Below are 21,299 nucleotides of genomic sequence, written 5' to 3'. Positions count from 1 at the left end.
TTTCCACCTTTTTTATTATCTTGACCTAAAAATTTTGAACAGATGGACTTAAACTCATCTATTCAGTATCTCAAATTTGTTGGTCCTAAACGAGCTAAGGCTTTTTCTAAAATTGGTATAGAAAAAATAAAAGATCTTCTCTTTTATTTCCCTTCAAAATATTTAGACCGTTCTACCATTCTTTCCAGTATTAAGGTTGTTCAATATCTTAGAAATGGCTATGAAGGTGAAGTAACCATTATTGGCAGAGTCACAGATAAGGAAATAATACGATACGGCAAGAAGCAATTGTTGAAAGTATTCTTTAGCGATAACACTGGTTCTTTCGAGTGCGTTTGGTTTCAGGGCATTAATTATTTTAAAGATGTTTTCAACGCGGGCTATTATTTTGCCATCTCTGCTAAACCCATAATTACCAAATATGGACATCTTCAATTTGTACATCCAGATTTTGATAGAATCAGCGACAAAGAGTCGAACGATTTCTTGAACACTGGTAAGATTATTCCCTTCTACAGAATTCCAAAAGAACTCCGTTCGATTAATTTAGGCGACCTTGGACTACGCAGAATAGTTTCACAGGCTGTTACTGAGTTTGCCAATTCGATAGATGAAACTCTACCTACAAAAATTATCAAAGACTATAATCTACTGCCACTTAACCTTGCTCTAAAAAATATTCATTTTCCCGAATCAAATGAAATTCTGGAACGTGCTCGTTATAGATTCAAATTCGAAGAATTATTTTATTTTGAGATCCTTGTTGCTCTCAGAAAGCAACATCTAAAAAGTCAAACCAAAACAAATACATACAAAACTAATGCAGAATTAATTAAAAGCTTTTTAAAACTACTTCCCTTTGATTTAACTCGCTCGCAGTTGAAAGCATTACATGAAATACGTGTCGACCTCGAAAGTAACCGACCGATGAATCGGTTGCTACAAGGCGATGTCGGTAGTGGTAAAACTATCGTGGCTTTGATTGCAATGCTAATTGCTTCCGGTTGTGGTTACCAATCGGCTTTGATGGCTCCCACCGAAATTCTTGCCGACCAACATTATAAAAAAATATCCGAGCTTCTTAAACCACTCGGGATTAAAGTTGCTTTGCTAATTGGAGGACAAAAGAAAAAAGAACGGGAAATGTTTCTCGAAAGTATAAAATCGGGAGACGCAAAAATTATAATAGGAACTCACGCCCTGATAGAAGATAATGTCGAATTCAATAAACTAGGCTTAGTAGTAATCGACGAACAGCACCGTTTCGGAGTATTGCAACGTTCTCGATTAATTAACAAAGGATTGAACCCCGATATACTGATTATGACAGCTACTCCCATTCCACGAACTCTATCAATGACACTTTATGGCGACCTCGATGTTTCGGTTATCGACGAAATGCCTGCTAATAGAAAACCTATTAAAACAGTTCTGCGAGGAGAAAGTAAATTAAAAGACATCTATAATTTCATAAAACAGAAAGTAAAAGAAGGTTATCAGGCTTTTCTTGTTTATCCGCTTATTGAAGACTCAGAAACACTCGATCTCAAAGCTGCAATTGCGCAATACGAAATTCTTCGCAAAAACCATTTAACTGATTTGAGAGTTGCCCTAATACATGGCAGAATGAAATGGCAAGAAAAAGAAGAAGTGATGATGAGTTTTGCTCGTAAAGAATTTGATGTACTTGTAACGACGACAGTAATTGAAGTGGGCATCGATATACCCGATGCAAACATTATCGTTATTCACGACGCTTACAGATTCGGACTTTCACAGTTGCATCAATTAAGAGGAAGAGTTGGACGCAGCGACAAGCAAGCCTATTGTATATTAATTACAAAGGATGAATTTGCTGTTAAGATTGACCAATTCAACTTTAATTTCGACTACCTTTCGTCAAATCAAATAGAAAAATACAAAACATTGATACGCTTAAACGCGATGACAAAATATAACAGCGGCTTCGAGTTATCTGAAATAGACTTAAAATTAAGAGGACCTGGCGATCTCTTTGGTACTAAGCAAAGTGGATTGCCTGAATTTAAATATGCAAATATTGCTGAGGACTTTGATATTCTTTACTCTGCGCGCGCTGCTGCTTTCAATATAATTAATGCTGATCCTCTTCTAGAACAACAAGAGCATATTAGAATCAAAGAAGTATTAAGAGAAACTTATTCGAAACACATTTTATTATCACAAATAGGTTAATTATTTATTATTGTTCTTGCAAAAAATTTTTAAATCTGTATATTGGTAACAAAAAAATAAAAAGGATTTCCTATTAGTTCTTCTTTACTAAATAGAAGACTGAGATTAGCATTAGCATATAACATTAAACCGGATGTCGATAGTACTTCCGAAGGCACCTCTCTCTCTTTTCAAAATAACAACACCTTAACAATGAACGACACTTATGCAGAATGGGATACTATCGAAACGATAAATGCTATAAAAGATGCACTCGAACTATTTCACGAAGTATATTTAATCGAAGCAAATGAAGAAGCCTATGAAAAATTCAGGGCACTCAAACCTGATATAGTTTTTAATGTAGCAGAAGGTTTTAATGGTATAAGCCGCGAAGCACAAATTCCAGCTATGCTCGACATGCTCGGCATTCCTTATACAGGTTCTGATCCCCTAACGCTTACTACATGCCTGGACAAATCCAGAACAAAAGAAATTCTTTCCTATTACGGAATTCCTAACGCTAAGTTCATGACTGTAGAATCAATTGATGACATTATAAATTTTACACTTTCATTCCCGGTAATTATAAAACCAATCGCTGAAGGCTCCAGCAAAGGAATATTTAACTCATCACTTGTAAACAACACACAGGAGCTGCATACAAGATTATCTGAACTTCTCGATACATATAAGCAACCTTTATTGATAGAAGAGTTTCTTCCCGGGCGCGAATTTACCGTTGCAATAATGGGTAACAACGACGACATCGAAGTTTTACCAATTGTAGAAATAAACTACAGTTCGTTGCCTGAAAATCTTCTTCCCATTTATTCTTTCGAAGCAAAGTGGATTGTCGATACACCAGAAAATCCGCTCAATATATTCAACTGCCCTGCTCAACTGGACGATAACCTTAAAATACAGATTGAAAAGACGGCACTCTCTACATATAAGATTTTAAGATGCCGTGACTGGGCTCGAATCGACATCCGCCTCGATATTAACGATATTCCAAATGTTATAGAAGTTAATCCTTTGCCTGGAGTTTTACCAAATCCAGAAGATAATTCCTGTTTTCCTAAAGCTGCACGAGCAGCTGGTTTATCCTACAGCGAAATGATTAACAAAGTACTTTACCACGCTGCAAAAAGGTACAATCTCATATGAAGAGTGACAAAAAGATATTGATTTGTTTTAACGAACCAGTTCGTTACTATGAGAATTACACAGGTAAACATTCTCTTGAAATTACTAATTACATTGATTCCTCTGAAAAAAACGTTGTCGAACAGATTGAAAATATTCGTTCGATTCTAAATAAAAAATATACTTCAGTAGAAGTACTTTCGGTAAATAAAGACATAAAAAATTTTATCGACAAATTAAGAGCAATTTCCCCAGACTTTGTATTCAACCTTGTTGAGTCAGTCGAGGGAAATGCAAATTTTGAAAGTTATATTGCAGGCGTGTATGAACTTCTTGAAATTTCATATACAGGAAATACGCCGCTTTGTCTTGGCAATTGTTTAAACAAAAGCAGAACAAAACAAATTTTATTATCAGATGGTATTCTTACTCCAAAATTTATAGTCGTTGAATTGAATTCTTATCCAAGAAGAGAAGATTTTTCATTGAAATTTCCGGTTATAACAAAACTTGCAAGAGAAGATGCAAGCATAGGAATTTCGGAAAACTCGTTAGTCAGAAACTTTACTGAACTGTATGAACAACTTGAATATCTTTTCAGAACATACAAACAAGAAATTTTAATAGAAGAATATATCGAGGGAAGGGAAATTAATGTTGCTATCCTTGATACACTAATACTACCTTTGTCTGAGATAAAATTCGACAGCTTGCCTGAGAACTTACCGAAGATTATAACTTACGAAGCCAAATGGTCGCCCGAGAGCATCTATTATAACCATACTGTGCCCGAATGCCCGGCTAAACTACCAAAAGATGTAGAAGAAAAAATTAAGAGAACTGCTCAAGCTGCATACAATGCATTGGACTGCAGGGATTATGCGAGGATTGATATTCGATTAAGTAAAAGAAATGTGCCCTACGTAATAGAAGTCAATCCAAATCCCGATATATCACCCGATGCAGGATTTATAAGGTCTGCCAATGCTGCAGGTTTAAGTTTTGAAGATATTATTTTAACAATTGCTGAACTTGCAGAAAAGAGGATACGATATGATACGCAAGCTGCAATCTGAAGACAAGCAACAATTATTTGAGATTATCGATAGTATTGACAATTTCAGCCAAGAGGAAAAAAAGGTTGCCATTGAACTAATAGAAGAAGCTTTAGAAAAAGATGGCATCGATAACTATAATGTATTCGTATATCTTCGAGGTTCAAAAATTGCAGGTTACTATTGCATCGGACGCAGACCTTTGACCGATGGGGTTTTCGACCTTTATTGGATAGTAGTAGCTAAGAAATTTCAGAATAAAGGGATCGGAAAAAAATTACTCGAACATGCCGAAAAATTTGCTATTACAAACAACGGCAGGTGGATACTTGCAGAAACTTCTTCGCAAGATAACTATAACGAGACGCGGAATTTTTATTTCAGAAATAATTACTCGATTGTTGCCGAAATAAAAGATTTTTACAAACTAAACGATAATCTTATTGTCTTCGGAAAGTATATAAAAAAATAAAAATAAAGGGCACAAAAATGGAACTCTGGCAACAAATGATTAGAGATAGTATACACACAGTAGATCAACTCGTTGAAAAATTCAAACTCGACAGAAAAGTGGCCGAGGAGCTCGACGAATTTTTTCAAGCACGCATTAATCCTTATTACCTCAGCTTAATCCGCTACCCCGGCGACCCAATTTGGCTTCAATGCGTTCCCGACGTTAAAGAACTTGAGGATCTCGAGGGTTATGAAGACCCTCTTCAAGAAGATGCTATGAGTCCTGTGCCAAACATTACTCATCGATATCCCGATCGAGTATTGTTCCTAACTACGAGTCAATGTGGAATGTACTGCCGATTTTGCACGAGGAAAAGGAAAGTGGGCAACTCAGATAAAATTTCGATGCGTCAGCTTGAATCGGCATTTAAATATCTCGAAGAACATACCGAAGTACGTGATGTCATTATGTCCGGTGGCGACCCGCTAATGCTCACCGACACAATGCTCGAAAAAATAATTAAAAGAATACGCCAGATTCCTCACATTGAAATAATACGTCTTGGCACAAAGATGCCGTGCGTTTTGCCTCATCGAATTACACCTAAACTTGTTGAGATGCTAAAAAAATATCATCCTATCTACATCAATACGCATTTTAATCACCCCTGGGAAATTACTCCTGAAAGTTCTAGAGCCTGCCAGATGCTTGTAGATGCTGGCTTCCCTGTTAATAATCAAGCAGTATTAATGAAAGGTGTTAACGACGACCCGGAAGTTTTAAAAGAGTTGTTCCTAAAATTACTTAAAATTCGCGTAAGACCTTATTACCTTTTTATGGCTGATGAAACACGGGGCGCTAACCATTTTAGAACTACGCTCGATAAAGGACTTGAAATAATGTTTGCACTACGCGGAAACATAAGCGGATTGGCAATTCCACATTTTGTAATTGATGCACCAGGCGGTGGTGGCAAAATACCCGTTCTACCTGATTATATTTTGCATCGTGACGAAGAAAAAATTGTAATGCGTAATTACCAAAATAAAATTTACGTTTATCGTGAAGCAAAGAATGATGAAACCAAAATTAAAGTGGAAACATCCGATAACGGTAACACTAAGCTTCCTCAACCTAAGAAGCTCAAGAAGAATGGCAAAGTAACTACTCCAGTCTATGAAATAATATAAAAATAAAGGAGCCTCTCTCTATCCCGCTGAGGCTCCTCTTATTAAATTTAATCAAATCTTAACCCCTAATCTCTAACCCCTAATCCCTAATCCCTATTCCCTAATCCCTAAATTCTAATCCCTCTTTACTCACTTAACCATCAACATTTTTCTCGTCTGGACAAAATTTCCGGCTTTTATTTGATAGAAATAGGTTCCGCTGTTTACGCGATTTCCGGAATTGTCTTTGCCGTCCCAGAGGATACTGTGCTTACCCGCACTCTTTACTTCATTAATTAAATTCCTTACTTCCCTTCCCAGAATATCATATATTTTTATTTGCACTTCACTCATTTCTGGCAATGTATATGTAATTATAGTCGTCGGGTTAAAAGGATTAGGATAATTTTGCTCGAGACTAAATGAAGCAGGCAACAATTCAATTATCTCTTTATTTTCTTTAACTTTGTAACTGACATAAGCTCGAATTAAATAGAGCGAAATATTATCGCCATCCCCGATGTAATACCATCCAGGAAGTTTACCTTCTGATGGCTCATGCAAATAAGTATAACTATGATAAGGCCCAGAACTTGTTATCTCGGTATGCATTACTCTATTAGTGGGCGAAGAAGAATTTTCGTAGACCCCATCGATTACAAATGCTACAGCAAAGTTCGAACCTGCATCAATTTTGAATTCTCTAAGATCAACAGTAACCCAATTAGGATAAGGAACCGGGTAACTTTGTGTTGCATTATTATATGCCGGTGTACTTGTGCCTTTTGCTTCAAAATGAGCATATCTTTTAGCTAGTACCTTATTGCTTAAAGAACTCCATACACCGCCTTCCATTGGTACTTCATTTCTTAAAGCAACTCTAATTGAATCCAATTGCGTACCTGCAATACCATCAAATATTACCGCAACAGTGTCACCGACACTCAATACATATACACCTACAGGCTCAGTTTTGTCATAGGCAATTTCGATCGGTTTGTTTTCGAAAGTGCCGGTGGCATTAAAAGAGTATTGAAATGCCTTCGTAAGTGGATAGGCGTTCTGGTCAACATGATAAACCATAAAAGTAACAGCAGAATATTCGGACCCAAATGATGTTAACGAGTAATCAGTACCAAACTGAACGTTTTCAACTTCGATATTTCCTGACGAAGTCTTCTTAATTGCTTTTATATTAAGTTTCTCGTTGGTTGTAAATTTCACGTTCAAGTTGCTACCATTTGTAAAAGTAATATAATCGACTCCGTACTTAAAAACAGAGGCAGATGCTACAGAAACGTTTGGATTAAAGTATTTGATATCCGTCATCTTGGGAAGACCAGGATAGGAATAACCCCATTTCGGATTTACATTTCTGTCATTGATAAAATTAGCCAGGAACCAGTTCTCAAGCAATGTTGAAGAAGTAAGAGTATTATCGAATGAACTGAGTGTACTTGATACTCCATTAAATCCCTTAATTTTCTTATTCAAATATTCTTTAAAGAACGACGCACCATACTGTTCGTAAAGATAGAGTGAGAATCGCGCTGCTCTCGAATAGTCAGTCAAAACTGCGTTGTTGTCATCTCTACGCCAGTCGAGAAGATAATGATCGGACTCCTGAGCATACAGATTCTGATTATAAATTTCGTAACCACATATAAACTCAGCTGCAAGCGACCAGGCTTCGTCGAAAAAGGTTTCTTGCTGGGAGATATAATTAAAATGGACCATATGCTGAAACTCATGAGCTGTAGTACTCATAGCGTTTGTAAGTCCTGCTTCGGTGAGCAATTTATTCTGCACGCCATCTAGGTAATATATTTCTGCTTCGTTGCTGTAAGAATAATTCGGTTCACTCTTAGGCATTTCATTGTACGAATAGAAATAACCCGAAACATAGCCGCCAGACTCCATATAGCCATCTTTAATATCGAGAATTAAAATAATTATTTTCGGATCGCCATCTACATCTGGGGGATTTCCAAAAGTTTCAACAACGGTTTGGTATATGCCTTTTGTTGAATTTGCAGGAGTCGATTTGTCAAATGCATTTAATACGGCATTAACAGCATCCTGATCAACAGTTTCTTTATTCCAGAGAGCATCTTCAACAAAAATATAGCAGTTATTTCCGACGGCACGGCATGTCGAAGGTACGTTATAAAAATTGTTATTTTCCAAATCCGAAGCGGTCCATGTATGCTTAGAGCCGACAGTAAATCCCCACATAGAACTTTTTTTGAGCGTCCTCTGTGGTTCTATTTTTGAAAAGTCAATTCCGTTAGCTTTGCTGAATTTTTCAAGATAGGGTCGTACATCAACGGAATAGCTTAGGGAAATTGATGATTTTTCCGCTGATTTATTGATTTTAATGGGCATCTGGCCATAAATATTTATAGCCCAGAATACCATTAGTGCAAAAATTATTTTCTTCATATTACTACCTATTTTGTATTGATGTTTATAGGAACAATTTCATCGACAACCAACACAATAGCTCTGTCTCCTTTTTCGGTTTTGCTAAAAGTAACCTGATAGTAATTGCCTTGTTTTTTCCATAATTCTCTTTCTACATCTGGTTTACATTTAAGAATATATACATTATCATCGTCAGTTTTAAGAGCAAGTTTAGAAAAAGGCTCGTTTCCGATAATTACTATACTACCTTTGATTTTCCCACTTTCATAAGGAATATTTTTACAAGTGCAACAGGCATTTAGACTTAAAACAACCAATGCCAGAGTCGCAACGGCGATGAATCTCTTATATTTCATAGAAATCCCTGGAATTTTATACCAAATATAGTTAGAAAACAGACAAGTTTACTAAAAAATTCATATTTGAGGCTGGGGAAAAAAATTTTCTCCTATCCAATAATCAGTAAATTTTTGAAACATTCCTTTATATCGGTCGAAACTAAGGGGTTTAACTAAATAACTGTTAGCGCCAAGTTCAAAAGCTTTGTCGATATCCGATTGATTCGAAGAGGTAGACAAAATAACAATCGGAATAACTTTGAAGGTATCGTTGTTTTTTATCTTTTGAAGAAATTCGAAACCATTGATTCTGGGTAAACGAATATCGAGCAGGATAATATCAGGTTGAATATTGTTTTCGGTATACTTTCCTGCTTTGAAAATGAAATCGAGCCCCTCTTTTCCATCGAAAAGGTGAATTAGATCAATTTTAAATTCAGAGTTTTCGATACTTCTTTTCACGATTTCTGCATGAGCAAAATCATCTTCAATTAATAGGATAACTGCAGTCCTTTTTTTCATATTACCCCCTTATTTTTGTTTTGGGAAGGGTAATGAATACAGTTGTTCCTTTGTTCAGTCCATCTGATTCAATCCATATTTTGCCCCCATGTATTTCGATTATTTTTTTCACAATTGTTAATCCCAAACCCGTTCCTTCGTAATTATTATGCAATTTTTCGAACAATCCGAAAAGTTTATTCTGATATTCTGGTTCGATTCCTATACCGTTGTCTTTAATATAGATAATTATTTCTTCACTTTCCTTGATGCCAACTTCGATGTGAGGGCGCTCACAGTCAGAAGTAAATTTGATGGCATTTTCAAGCAAGTTTTGAAAAACTTCGATTAGATTTTCCCGATCACCAAAGATAACTACAGGTTTTTCAGTGACTTCGATAGCAATATTTTTATCTTTTATCAATCCAGCAAGAATGTCTAATGATTCATTAATCACATCCTGTAAAAGTAGTTCTTCCGTTTTATAGCTTACTCGTCCAAGTCGCGAAAGCTCTATCAAATCTTCAATCAAATAACTCATCTTTTCTGATGCTTTTTCGATATAAATGAGATCATCTGATAACCTCTGGAAGTCGTTTCTTTCCAGATCTTCTTTCATATAATCGACAAAACTGCGAATTGTTATAACTGGGCTCTTTAAATCATGGGACACGCTGTATATAAAACTTGTAATCTCTTCATTTTTCTGACGTATTTCTTCGTCTTTAATTCTTCTTTGAGTAATATCTCTAATATTAACAACTATTGCATTGAGGTTTTCATCCGATAGGAAATTTCTACCTACTGCTTCCAGCCAGATATAATTTCCGTCTTTCTTTAAAGCCCTGTATTCAACCCTGAAACCAATTTTTTCATTTTGTAGCGCTTGCTCCCAAACTTGCATAACGTTATCGAGGTCATCTGGATGAATAAATTTTTTGAACGATGAATTCTCAATGTCTGTTCTTTCAAAATTTGTAAGCATTTCAATAGCCGGGCTGACATAAAGAATAATCCCGGAGGGATCAACAAGCATAAAGATATCGTTGGAATTACTGAGCATAGCACGGAATTTTGCCTCAATTTTTTTTCTTTCTTTTGTTTCTTTAGCTAAACCCCACGCTTTGAAGGCATAATATGATAGCAAAATAGCTCCCAAAAAAATAACACCGATAAGTATCATCAACTTGTTTCTGAAGTTGGAAAGTCCGGCAATTAATTCATCTTCAGATATTATAACAGCCATCGACCAGTGGATTCCGTCGAGATAGATTGGCATATAAAAAGCATGCATTTTACGGTACGATTCAGAAACATGATCATAGAAAAATACGGAAGTACCTTGCTTACCGGTGAGCATATTTTTAATCATAGCTTCAAAATCTGGATCGTCATGTATTCTCTTTTTGATATTATTGCCCACATGTTTCCGCTGAGGACAATAAAGTTCGGTGCCGTTTCGACTTAGTAACAACACATAACCACTTTTACCTATTCTTACATCTCTAACAAAATTCTCGGCTATTTTTTCGAAGTTTAGCACGAAAGCAATTGTGCCATCGAATTTATTTTTTCTGAAGACGGGCACGTGAATTCCGATGGCATAAAAGCCCTGAACGGTTAAAAATACGTCGCTTATAACAGTTTTTTTATTTTTAAAGATTTCTTGGATGTGTTCCTGAGAAGAAATGTCCATACCAATTGCTTCTTCATAAGGAACTGTAAAAGAAATTCTTCCGTCCGGTCCTACGCGTGTAATGCTCTTTAATTCACTGCTCAAATTTTTGTACAAAAATCTTAACTCCTCTTTACCACGTTCATTTATTTTAATAATGTCCTCATCAGCTGCAAGATAATTCAAAATGCTTTTCCAGTCTTCGAACATTTCTTGAAATGACAATGAAGTTTGTCGCGCGTGAATGTTTTGAAGGCGGTAAGAATTTTTGATGACGTTATTTTTCTCGTCGTTGTAAAATGAGGTAAAAGTGTAGAAAGAAATCAAGAGAAATACTAAAATGCTGAAGAGCCAATATCGATAGTTCACAGGACCTCTTCGATTCCGTTGTTCTAAATGAAAAATTAAGAAAAATTTAAATAAAACAAAATGAGAGAAGTCGCAAAGGGCTTCTCTCATACAATTAGAAAGTTATCTTATTACAAATTCAATTCTTCGATTGGCTGCCCTACCTTCTGCGGTTTTATTATCTGCGATTGGATTGCTCTCGCCGTAACCAACTGAAGTCAATCTATCACCGTTTACGCCTTTGGCAATCAAATAATTTTTAACTGCATCGGCTCTTTTTTGAGATAACTTTTTATTATACTCTTCGGAGCCGATATTATCGGTATAGCCTTGGATTTCAACTTTCATATCGGGATTAGCAAGCAGTGTTTTTACAGCGTCATAGAGAATGGGATATGATTCTGCAGTCAATTCAGCACTATTAAATTCAAAATTTACGCCTACAAGAATCCATCTTTTTTCTTCTTTGGTCGGTTTTTCTACAACAACTTCTTTAACCACTTCTTTCGGAATATATCTTTGAACAATTTCTTCAATGCGTGCATAATCGATAGGCAGTGCTTTCTCTTCTACGCTCAGACCAGAATAAAGATTACACAGTTTTGAAGGCTCTCCTTTTTTGAAATAGTAGAGAACGCCAATTTTAGCTGTCAAATAAGAATCTTTACCATTGATTTCCCCCACACCGAGGGCACCATCAAATTCCGAGTTGGCCACGAGGTTGTAATTTCCCTCTGTTACTAATTTAAAGTCAGCACTCAGACACCACTCGACACCCAATCCAGCATTGAATAAACCGCTTGCGGCATTATCTTCCACTCCAGGCGTAGCTTGATCTGTAAGCATTCGATATGCTACACCGCCGCCGACACTAAGATATGGAGATACCGGCTCACATGGAGCAAGATAATAGAGAAGATTCAAATCACCTGTGATCGTATTGTTAAGTGTAGTAGTAACTGGTGTTCCCCATTCTCCTTCCAGATGAAGATATTCACCCGAGAGTCGAAGCCCCACATGTTCTGAAAAATTCCTTTGAATCGATAAGTAAGCACCATAATTAGCGTTTGTGGCAGTTATATTGGAATTTACATATCGAGGATAGTCAAATCCAACACCTACTGCCCAGCTATTTTTAGATAACTGAGCGTTTACAGATTGAACGACAAAAAGCACTAAAAGAAATAGAATAGTGATTATTTTTTTCATACATCCTCCCCTTTTCGAGGTTATTGGTTTTAAATTATTAAAAAAAGTTATATTTTTGCTTGTCCATTTAAGTCGGGGTGTAGCGCAGCCCGGTTAGCGCGCTTCGTTCGGGACGAAGAGGTCGAGAGTTCGAATCTCTCCACCCCGACAAGATCTTCAATGGAAACTTTTTTTACATATATTATTTTCAGTCCTTCAAAGAACAGATTTTACGTCGGCTCCACAAACGACATCGATAGACGTTTAACTGAACACAACTCCGGACAATCCAAATCTACTAATTCCGGCAAACCATGGAAGCTCGTCTTCCTTAAAGAATTTACCTCTCGATCCGATGCCATTAATCTTGAAATCAAAATCAAAAAACGTGGCATCAAAAGATTCCTCGACGACGTTATGCCCGGTTAGCGCGTGGCGCCCGAGGCGCCAAGGTCAACAGTTCGAATCTCTCCACCCCGACAAGATCTTCAATGGAAACTTTTTTTACATATATTATTTTCAGTCCTTCAAAGAACAGATTTTACGTCGGTTCCACAAACGACATCAATAGACGTCTAACTGAACACAATTCCGGACAATCCAAATCTACTAATTCCGGCAAACCATGGAAGCTCGTCTTCCTTAAAGAATTTACCTCTCGATCCGATGCCATTAATCTTGAAATCAAAATCAAAAAACGTGGCATCAAAAGATTCCTCGACGACATTATGCCCGGTTAGCGCGTGGCGCCCGAGGCGCCAAGGTCAACAGTTCGAATCTCTCCACCCCGACAAGATCTTCAATGGAAACTTTTTTTACATATATTATTTTCAGTCCTTCAAAGAACAGATTTTACGTCGGTTCCACAAACGACATCAATAGACGTCTAACTGAACACAATTCCGGACAATCCAAATCTACTAATTCCGGCAAACCATGGAAGCTCGTCTTCTTTAAAGAATTTACCTCCAGATCAGAAGCCATTAGTCATAAAATCAAAAAACGCCGTGTTAAATGATTCTCCAACCTTTATATTTTTACTTATCGTTTATCTATTCAACATTATTTAAAGTCTTTAACGGATATTTAATCAAATTTCTTGTCCCTCAGGAATAATACTATCTATTAATTAAAAGAGAAGACAACGGCAATTTAAAGGAGTAAAATGCATCTAAAAAGGAGCGCCTGTAAATTTATCAGGCGCTCTTAATTTTAAAATCAGCCTCCAGCCCCCTGATCATGTTTCGGAACCCATACCCATTGATCTCTTACTTTTTTATAGACTTTCAGATTTGCAGTAATCCGAGCAGAAGTTTCGCCAGCGTTAAGAGTCCCTGTTACAACTACTTTAAAACGCTGAACAACCGCTGACCATACCCACGTACCCCTTTGAGTTGGGAATTCCGGATTATAATGGTCTCTTGTTCCGTCACCATCCAGGTCGTCTTGATATTCGTCCGGTAATGCAGGTTGAGGCGAAGCAGTATAACTTATCGTTACTGCAAGGATATTTCCATTTTCGTCATAGCGTAGATCATAATCACCAAACACATCAATCTGAGAAATTAAGTTACGCACCCAACTTTCACTGACGGTTCCAGATAGTGGCGTTATGTTCAAAATCGGCGTGTATGAGTGACTTATTGTATTTCCCTTAGCAACTACCTGTTCGTTTGCATCAGGCTCGTTGGTGTTTACACTCGAAATTGAAAATGTACCATTGTCAGCAACAGTCCAGGATGAGAAACCTGTAATTTGAGTTGATGCAGAAGTACCTTCAGCATCAACCGTAGCAGTCCCCTTTACTTCCCATTCAAGAGTGGATGGGTTTAATCTGTATACAGATAACGCTTTCCCTGGGGTCGAAATATAAGGCAGAGGGAAAGAAACGGTAACAGGTTTTGCAAATGTAATCCCTGTCGGTTCAAAATTTGCAGCTGCAGTTATAACTTTATTAGATGTTGCAGGCAAAGGCACAACATTGTTTGATGTAATAGGTGCAACAGATATCTGCGTATCGGATGATAATGCTCCAGCAGGGACATCAACCGAAACTTGTTTTGTTGTTACAGCTTCAGTAGTAGTTGTACCAACCTGCCCTCCATTTGTAGCTGAAACCGATTTGGTCACCGATTTCAATTTAATTAAATAAGCAGTAGGCACCTGCGCTATATAATTATTCTTATCAATTGTCGCTGTTACCTTTTTAGCGCCGTATGATGCTGCCACTGCACTGACTTTTAGTTTAGCGCCTGGGACATTGGAAACGTCATATTGATAATTGCCAGTATTGTCTGTAGCAAGAGTAGTTAATATTTCTCCAGATTCATTTGCTAAAATAACTGTAGCTCCCTGAATTCCACCAAGAGTTACAGCATCTTTTACATAGCCGTTTAGAACCAGAGGTGCAGTCGGTTCAACAGGTGTTGGAGGAGCATTAACTATCGGCTCTGTTTTGGTACCCTCACATCCTGTGTAAGCAATCAGTGCAAACACAAGAAATATGGAAAGGATTATTGAAGCAAATAATGATTTTTTAGTGTACATACATACCCCTTTCATGGTTTGATATCAATTTCTTTTTTAATTCGTTTTTAATAAATGCAGGATTATAACTATAAAATTCTTTTTCAAAATAGTTGCCTGTATTATATGTCATTCCTACAAGAGAGGATATTTCTCCTTTTACCCGATATTCCCACCTGAAATTTTCTGCTGTTCTAATCCTAAAAAATGATGGAGTGGAATATTTTGAAGGGAAAATCGGTATCGAAAAATTAAATCCTCCATTTGTATTTCCATCATAAGAACGAACAGCAAAAAAGCCCAGTTCAGTTTCTCCAAATTGACGGTTAATATCGAGTCGAATACTTTTGTCTTTGTATAGGAATTTGCCCGTAGTTACTCCTACTGTAAGGTCATATTTATTTATTCGATACTTCATACTAATGTTATATGTAAAGAGATATAAATCGGAATAATAGTATTTATTTTGGTAGATTGACAAATATCCTGTATATCCGGCATTTCCTCTCAAAATTATGTTTCCATTGTTGAAGACTTTCATCATCGAAAAATCAGTTCCATACCTATTTTCCGTAAAATATCCGATTGTAGATGTAAAAAAAGTTGTTTCGCTTATTTTTAACGTTTGTCCAAGAGAAACAATTCCAGGCCTGATATAATCGCCTTCGCCTTTAAATTCGTTATAAATTGGAATAATCGTTTGTATATTCAGTTCCATTCCTTTCCACCACGATGTTCTTAGTTCAGGAATAATATTGACTTGAGCTCTTACTGGATTATCATAATCACCAAATTGCCCTTTGAACCCCGGGTGGATTGTTAAATCTGTGCGAAAGTCAGATTGATTTTCAGTATCCCTTTCAAAGTTTACTGAAGTATACGAAATAATTAAACTTTTTTCGAAGTCACTCCAATCCGTTGTGCCTTCCATCACAGAATAAAACAGACGATTATTGTATTTGACCTCAAGCATCGGAATTTTATTATTTAGCATAGTAATAACTACCATATCATATCCTTTATAATCCTTTATTATATTCATAACTTCGAATAGTCCATCAACATTAAATCTGTAGAGGCGATTTTCATACGCAATAGAAATTCTTGTCCCAACCACGCTTGCCGAAATATTTTCGAAGCCCCTACGACTTAATTCTTTAACCAAAGTCGCATTAGGTGAACCGAAATATGATAATGGAAGTAAAAAAAAAATTAAAATTACCCTAATGAACGTGTATTTCATATTGATGGAACTAACCCGTGATTAAGGAACTACCTGTTGACAGGACAATGCCCACTGATAATCCTATTATTTAGCGTGCAATATAGCATATATAATTTTTAATATCAAAATAAAATTGATTATTTTTTTGTAAAGAAATAATTTTTTATTTGGAGGTAAAATGCCTGATAATCATTCTTTTGATATTGTATCGATTATCGATTTTCAAGAAGTTGATAATGCAATAAACCAGGCTTTGAAAGAAATTCGCCAGCGATATGATTTGAAAGATTCGCAAACTGAAATTGAATTAAACAAAAAGGATAAGCTAATAAACATCAACACAAAAGACGATTATTCATTGAAACAATCTTATGATATTTTACAGAGTAAATTCATCAAGCGAGGTTTATCGATAAAAGCTATGAAACCAAATCAACCTTATGCAGCAGCAGGCGGAAGACTAAAACAAACTATAACATTACAAAGCGGAATTTCAAAAGAAAACGCCAAACTGATTACGAAGTTAATAAAAGAGAGCAAACTTAAAGTAACGACTCAAATTCAAGATGAACAGGTGCGTGTTAGTGCACCTAAAATTGACGACCTACAGAAAGTTATTCAGCTTATAAAAGATGCGGATTTCGACTTTCCTATTCAGTTCGTGAACTATAAATAAAAAAAGCCGTCCTTAATGGACGGCTTTTCTTCAGATAATCCTTAGAATCTGATTGAGAAACCAAGATTGAATGTTCTCGGTAACCCTGGGAAAATTTCAGCATCGTCAGCAGAGTGATTAACACCATTAGCTTTGTAAGCATTATAACTACTATTGTCAGTAGCATCCTGTACATATAACTCATCAAACAAATTGAATACATGTGCATAAATGGTTAAGTCCAATCCGTTGAATTCAAGAGGAATATTGTAATAGAAATGCAATTCAAACAGACTGAAAGCTGGAATTTTCCATACCTGTCCTCTGTCGTTTGCATTAGTTCTGGTAAATGGATCAAAATCAGCATAATACTCAGTATTATATCTCCATTGTAATTGAGCATTCATTCCCTGAACAGGCGATACTGTTACTCCAGCTGCAATCTGAGTTTGAGGTGCATCTCCAACTTTTAAGTCTTTTATATAGTAATTATAGGATTCTTGTTTATTAGTTTGGTAATCAACTACATAAACACCTGAGACATCATCAGTATACTTCCAGCTACCGAATGAACCAGCAGCATCAAAACGGAGTAAATTAGAAGCCTGGTATGCAAGCTCTAATTCCAGACCAGCATGAGTTGAATTGATACCATTTAGAAATACAAGTCCTTCCGAACCATCGGCATTGACCACGCCTCTTGATTGTGCTCTATCTTTCCAGATCGTGTAGTAAACATTTGCTTTAGCATTAAGTCTGTTATTAAAAGCTTTGTAATTGGTGCCTGCTTCAAATGAAAGAATTTTTTCATTCTTCGGATCTGTAATTTTAGCGCCGCTCCTATCGTCAATAACCTGATCGAATATTGGTACTCTGGCTATGTAACCTGCATTGGCATAAAAACTCAAATCTGTGCTATAACGGAAGCTAGCTCCACCCTTAACCTGATATCCGCCAATCCAGTCGGTTTCAGCGTACAATTCACCGCCGTCAGCAGCTTTTGTAAAATGATTTGTATGATCATATTTAATCATTGAATAACCGGCAGTTGCATAGTACGTTAATCGATCCTGGCTATATTCAGCTTGTGCAAAGGCTCCTGCCCAGCTAACAGTATTTGTAAAGAAATAATCGATTTTATCACCGAGTTTCTTGTAGTACTGATCTGGGGTATCAAAGTCGTTAGCTGAACTATAGAAATAATCGCCACCTAATAAGTCTCTTACTTCTCTGTAGTGTTCAATTTCGGCGTAACGTACATCGACACCGAATGATGTAGTAAGGTTTTCATTGACTTTGTAGAATGCTTTTGATATTCCACCAATAGTCCATTGATTATTCACACTATTTCTCAATATACCACGGGATAACGAAACTATATTACCATTTGCAAGAGTATCGAGATTTTTTATATTTCTGTCGATAGTAGCATTCCAATCTACTACTCTCTGTAGCAATGAATTATCAAAGACCATAGATCCGAATGTACCCGAACCACCTCCTGTACCGCCTGACCAGTATAGTGTTGTATAGAGTGAAAAATCTTTAGTTAAATTGGAATACCAGTTGAAGTTTACAATTGGTTTATGATAGTAATTTTCTCTTTCCATCAGGAAGTTCGGTGAATAGCGGTCATAAGAATTGTCGTTCCAGTATTGTTTTCCACTATATGAAGGATTAACAGAATTCCAGTTGGCATTATAAAGGATTCCCTGTTCAGCTAATTTGGGATCCTGGAGAATCGATTCGCTATAACCTAATTCTCTTGCTAATTCGTGAGAAAAAGTTGCGGCATTTAAACGATACGATCTTTGTCCGTGCCTTTGAGGAGCACCAGTAGCATAAATTTCAAGCCTGTTATTCTGATCTACCTGATAAGCAGCTCCAATGTAATATGCATAGGCATCTGTCCATGTACGATCGACTACGCCTTTGCCAGTCTTTTTAACACCCCCAAAAGTAAGCGCAAATTTATTGTTAATTAAACCAGTATGGACAAATAGTGTTTGTTTTGAAAAATCGCCACTACCTATTTCATTTTTGTAGAATACACCTCTTTTGGCAGCTGTAGGATCTGTAACAATGTTGATAACACCGCCAACCGATGGAGTAGCCAGAGTAACTGCAGTTAATCCTCTTTGTACCTGAATAGAGGAAGTAGCGTCACCAAGTCCATCCCAGTTCGACCAGTAGACCCATCCATTTTCCATGTCGTTGATCGGTACACCATTTATCATTATGGCAATATTTCTTTGATTAAATCCTCTCACATTAATACGTGCATCACCGGCACCACCACCATTATCGGTAGCAAATACCGAAGGCGTATAATTAAGTACAAGAGGTATATCTCGCGAACCTAAAATTTGTTCAATATTTTTTTTGTCAATATCTGTAAAAGCAACGGGAGTTTTTTGTTCTTTAGCACGGTCTGCTATTACTTCAACTGAAAGGGAGAATTCGTGTTCTTTCAGTGCGAAGTTTACTTCCATATTATTTGTAAGATTTACATCGTACTCAACTTTTTCATAGCCGATGTAGCTACATACTATGGTGTAACGGCCTTTCGGCGCTGTAATTTTGTATGAACCGTCTGCCTCGGAAGCAGCTCCAATTGTTGTACCTTTTAGAAATACATTTGCTCCGATAAGGGCTTCGCCATACTGCGATTTAACTACACCACTTATTGTGTAGTTCTGAGCCATCAAAAAAGTTGGTAATGTCAACAGCATTAATAATAATGCTGAAATACGGTAAAATGATTTACTCATAGTTTAACCTCTGTTTTTTGGGAAATTATATTTATTAATAAAAAGGTAAGTATATTCGAATTGCTAATTATCATGTAAGATTTAATTTGACTTAAATTAATATTCATAAATTTTCTGAGCTAAAAAATTATCCCGACTCCACTAATAAAATTTCACTTAACTATTATTATTTCTCAGCAACTAATATGATGGGAATTAATTTCATTTTCAACTTGCTTAATAATACTTAACGATTTCTTAATACCCTATGGAATTTATTTCGCTCTTTTGAAAATAGGAAAATACTTTTAAATGAGGAAAAAAAATCTTCTAATTTTCAATTACCAATTTAAATTTTTATTTTTTGAAATCATCTAAATATTCGTAAAAATATTTTTTTATATATTTCTGAATTACTTTGATAGTTATATGAGGCTCATATGAGGCGATACATTATCCTTTTATCATTATTTTTTACTTCTCTTGTTTACACATCAGATAAGCCATATGTAATTTTAATTTCATTTGACGGTTTTAGATGGGATTACCTGGACAGAGGATTAACGCCAAATCTAAACAACCTGGCAAACTCAGGAGTAAAAGCTCTCTCTTTAAGACCAGCATTTCCATCCAAAACTTTTCCAAATCACTTTTCAATAATTACCGGTATGTATCCCGACAACCATGGAATAATCGGAAATTATTTTAGAGATACAATCAAAAATAGAGAATATTCCCTCAGCGATACTGCGGCAATAAAGGAGTCTTTCTGGTACCTTGGAGAAGCCTTCTGGGAAACTGCAGAGAGAAACGGTATTATTACTGCAAGCTATTTCTGGCCTGGCTCGGAAATCTCTTTAGATTATAGACACCCAACTTATTTTGAGAAATACGATCACAATCGAAGTTACCAAGAAAAAGTAAAAGGCATTGTCGATTGGCTGAAAATGCCTGCCAATAGACGCCCACACTTCATTACACTTTATTTTCACGATACTGATACCTACGGACACGACTTTGGGCCAAATTCACCCGAAATAAATCGAGCAATTGCCAGACTCGATTCTGTTGCTGCACATCTTCTCAACGAGATTTATAAAACCGAGCTTAAAGATAGTATTAACCTTATTTTCGTTTCCGACCACGGAATGACCGCTATTGATCAGGAAAAAATAATCAATATTGAATCGATCATTGAGGAATATAAATGCAATTTCCAGTACGACGGTCCTATTATGTTCGTTAATCCACCGTCAGACAAAGTTGAAGAAGTTTATAAAACTCTGAAAAAGTCCGAAAATCATTTCACAGTATATAAAAAAGAAGAAATGCCAGACTATTTTCATTTTAGTACTCATCCATTTATTTATAGAATAGTTATCGTTGCAGATTTAGGCTGGAGTCTCCGCACAAATAAAGAGCCCAAATGGTTGAGCAAAACAAAAGGAAATCATGGCTACGATAATAATTTACTCGACATGCACGGTATATTTCTGGCATATGGTCCCGCATTTAAAACTAATTATAAAACTGGAACCTTATGGAATATCGATATTTACCCCCTTCTTTGCAAAATTTTCGGAATATCGCCACGTTCAAATATCGACGGTAAGCTCGAACGGATCGAATTTATATTAAAGGAGAAATGA

The 21,299-nt window shown here is 36.3% G+C and carries 18 protein-coding genes and 1 tRNA gene; 11 read left to right on the top strand and 8 right to left on the bottom strand.

Annotated elements, in window-relative coordinates; translation table 11 throughout:
* The first annotated feature begins 42 nt into the window (after positions 1 to 42).
* The 5 genes from recG (at position 43) to ACSSV9_RS07065 (ending at position 6,041) form a co-directional block, all read left to right on the top strand.
* Entirely contained in the window at positions 43 to 2,214 is a 2,172-nt protein-coding gene (gene recG / locus ACSSV9_RS07085) for an ATP-dependent DNA helicase RecG (RefSeq protein WP_437346546.1), read from the top strand.
* 192 nt (positions 2,215 to 2,406) lie between these two features.
* Positions 2,407 to 3,363, top strand: coding sequence for a D-alanine--D-alanine ligase family protein (locus ACSSV9_RS07080; RefSeq protein ID WP_437346545.1), 957 nt, complete (start codon positions 2,407 to 2,409; stop codon positions 3,361 to 3,363).
* A complete protein-coding gene (locus tag ACSSV9_RS07075; protein WP_437346544.1) occupies positions 3,360 to 4,418 on the top strand; it encodes a D-alanine--D-alanine ligase family protein in 1,059 nt (352 codons plus the stop codon). The genes ACSSV9_RS07080 and ACSSV9_RS07075 overlap by 4 nt, the downstream gene beginning before the upstream one ends.
* On the top strand, positions 4,396 to 4,869 hold the full coding sequence (locus ACSSV9_RS07070; RefSeq protein WP_437346543.1) for a GNAT family N-acetyltransferase: 474 nt from the start codon (positions 4,396 to 4,398) through the stop codon (positions 4,867 to 4,869). Before ACSSV9_RS07075 ends, ACSSV9_RS07070 begins: the two co-directional genes overlap by 23 nt.
* 17 nt (positions 4,870 to 4,886) lie before the next feature.
* A complete protein-coding gene (locus tag ACSSV9_RS07065) occupies positions 4,887 to 6,041 on the top strand; it encodes a KamA family radical SAM protein (RefSeq protein ID WP_437346542.1) in 1,155 nt (384 codons plus the stop codon).
* A 129-nt stretch (positions 6,042 to 6,170) separates the two neighbouring features.
* Here the strand turns inward: ACSSV9_RS07065 and ACSSV9_RS07060 are convergent, their stop codons facing one another.
* The 5 genes from ACSSV9_RS07060 to ACSSV9_RS07040 form a co-directional block, all read right to left on the bottom strand.
* Complete coding sequence (locus ACSSV9_RS07060; RefSeq protein WP_437346541.1) at positions 6,171 to 8,462, bottom strand: FlgD immunoglobulin-like domain containing protein; 2,292 nt, start codon at positions 8,460 to 8,462, stop codon at positions 6,171 to 6,173.
* A gap of 8 nt (positions 8,463 to 8,470) precedes the next feature.
* Positions 8,471 to 8,800: a hypothetical protein gene (locus tag ACSSV9_RS07055; protein ID WP_437346540.1), complete on the bottom strand. Its 330-nt coding sequence runs from the start codon at positions 8,798 to 8,800 to the stop codon at positions 8,471 to 8,473.
* A gap of 60 nt (positions 8,801 to 8,860) precedes the next feature.
* The gene (locus tag ACSSV9_RS07050; RefSeq protein WP_437346539.1) at positions 8,861 to 9,304 is read right to left on the bottom strand and encodes a response regulator; all 444 of its coding nucleotides are present in this window, start codon (positions 9,302 to 9,304) and stop codon (positions 8,861 to 8,863) included.
* 1 nt (position 9,305) lies between these two features.
* Positions 9,306 to 11,327, bottom strand: coding sequence for a sensor histidine kinase (locus tag ACSSV9_RS07045; protein WP_437346538.1), 2,022 nt, complete (start codon positions 11,325 to 11,327; stop codon positions 9,306 to 9,308).
* Positions 11,328 to 11,429: 102 nt separating this feature from the next.
* Positions 11,430 to 12,515 (bottom strand): OmpA family protein, encoded by a 1,086-nt coding sequence (locus ACSSV9_RS07040; RefSeq protein WP_437346537.1) that lies wholly within the window; start codon positions 12,513 to 12,515, stop codon positions 11,430 to 11,432.
* Between the two features lie 73 nt (positions 12,516 to 12,588).
* Between ACSSV9_RS07040 and ACSSV9_RS07035 the strand changes: the two genes are divergently transcribed.
* The 4 genes from ACSSV9_RS07035 (at position 12,589) to ACSSV9_RS07020 (ending at position 13,512) form a co-directional block, all read left to right on the top strand.
* Positions 12,589 to 12,663: transfer RNA gene (locus tag ACSSV9_RS07035), tRNA-Pro, on the top strand.
* A gap of 11 nt (positions 12,664 to 12,674) precedes the next feature.
* Positions 12,675 to 12,923: a GIY-YIG nuclease family protein gene (locus ACSSV9_RS07030; RefSeq protein ID WP_437346536.1), complete on the top strand. Its 249-nt coding sequence runs from the start codon at positions 12,675 to 12,677 to the stop codon at positions 12,921 to 12,923.
* A gap of 62 nt (positions 12,924 to 12,985) precedes the next feature.
* Positions 12,986 to 13,234, top strand: coding sequence for a GIY-YIG nuclease family protein (locus ACSSV9_RS07025; protein WP_437346535.1), 249 nt, complete (start codon positions 12,986 to 12,988; stop codon positions 13,232 to 13,234).
* A 62-nt stretch (positions 13,235 to 13,296) separates the two neighbouring features.
* On the top strand, positions 13,297 to 13,512 hold the full coding sequence (locus ACSSV9_RS07020; protein WP_437346534.1) for a GIY-YIG nuclease family protein: 216 nt from the start codon (positions 13,297 to 13,299) through the stop codon (positions 13,510 to 13,512).
* A 200-nt stretch (positions 13,513 to 13,712) separates the two neighbouring features.
* Here ACSSV9_RS07020 and ACSSV9_RS07015 read toward each other — a convergent pair whose 3' ends face one another.
* Both ACSSV9_RS07015 and ACSSV9_RS07010 read right to left on the bottom strand, forming a co-directional pair.
* Positions 13,713 to 15,041, bottom strand: a complete 1,329-nt coding sequence (locus tag ACSSV9_RS07015; protein WP_437346533.1) for a hypothetical protein — start codon at positions 15,039 to 15,041, stop codon at positions 13,713 to 13,715.
* Positions 15,031 to 16,185 carry a hypothetical protein gene (locus ACSSV9_RS07010; RefSeq protein WP_437346532.1) on the bottom strand — a complete coding sequence of 385 codons (1,155 nt, stop codon included), beginning with the start codon at positions 16,183 to 16,185 and terminating at the stop codon, positions 15,031 to 15,033. The genes ACSSV9_RS07015 and ACSSV9_RS07010 overlap by 11 nt, the downstream gene beginning before the upstream one ends.
* A 238-nt stretch (positions 16,186 to 16,423) precedes the next feature.
* On the opposite strand from ACSSV9_RS07010, the gene ACSSV9_RS07005 reads away from it, so the two are divergent.
* Positions 16,424 to 16,921 (top strand): YajQ family cyclic di-GMP-binding protein, encoded by a 498-nt coding sequence (locus ACSSV9_RS07005; protein ID WP_437346531.1) that lies wholly within the window; start codon positions 16,424 to 16,426, stop codon positions 16,919 to 16,921.
* A 41-nt stretch (positions 16,922 to 16,962) separates the two neighbouring features.
* On the opposite strand, the gene ACSSV9_RS07000 is transcribed toward ACSSV9_RS07005, so the two are convergent.
* Positions 16,963 to 19,671 (bottom strand): TonB-dependent receptor, encoded by a 2,709-nt coding sequence (locus ACSSV9_RS07000; RefSeq protein WP_437346530.1) that lies wholly within the window; start codon positions 19,669 to 19,671, stop codon positions 16,963 to 16,965.
* Positions 19,672 to 20,090: 419 nt separating this feature from the next.
* Here ACSSV9_RS07000 and ACSSV9_RS06995 point away from each other — a divergent pair, with 419 nt between their 5' ends.
* Positions 20,091 to 21,299, top strand: coding sequence for an alkaline phosphatase family protein (locus tag ACSSV9_RS06995; RefSeq protein WP_437346529.1), 1,209 nt, complete (start codon positions 20,091 to 20,093; stop codon positions 21,297 to 21,299).

Origin of the sequence: Melioribacter sulfuriphilus, from assembly GCF_051488685.1 — a bacterium.
GTDB lineage: Bacteria > Bacteroidota > Ignavibacteria > Ignavibacteriales > Melioribacteraceae > Melioribacter.
The sequence above is the reverse complement of the archived record's forward strand: the minus strand, read 5'-3'. Positions and strand labels throughout refer to the sequence as shown.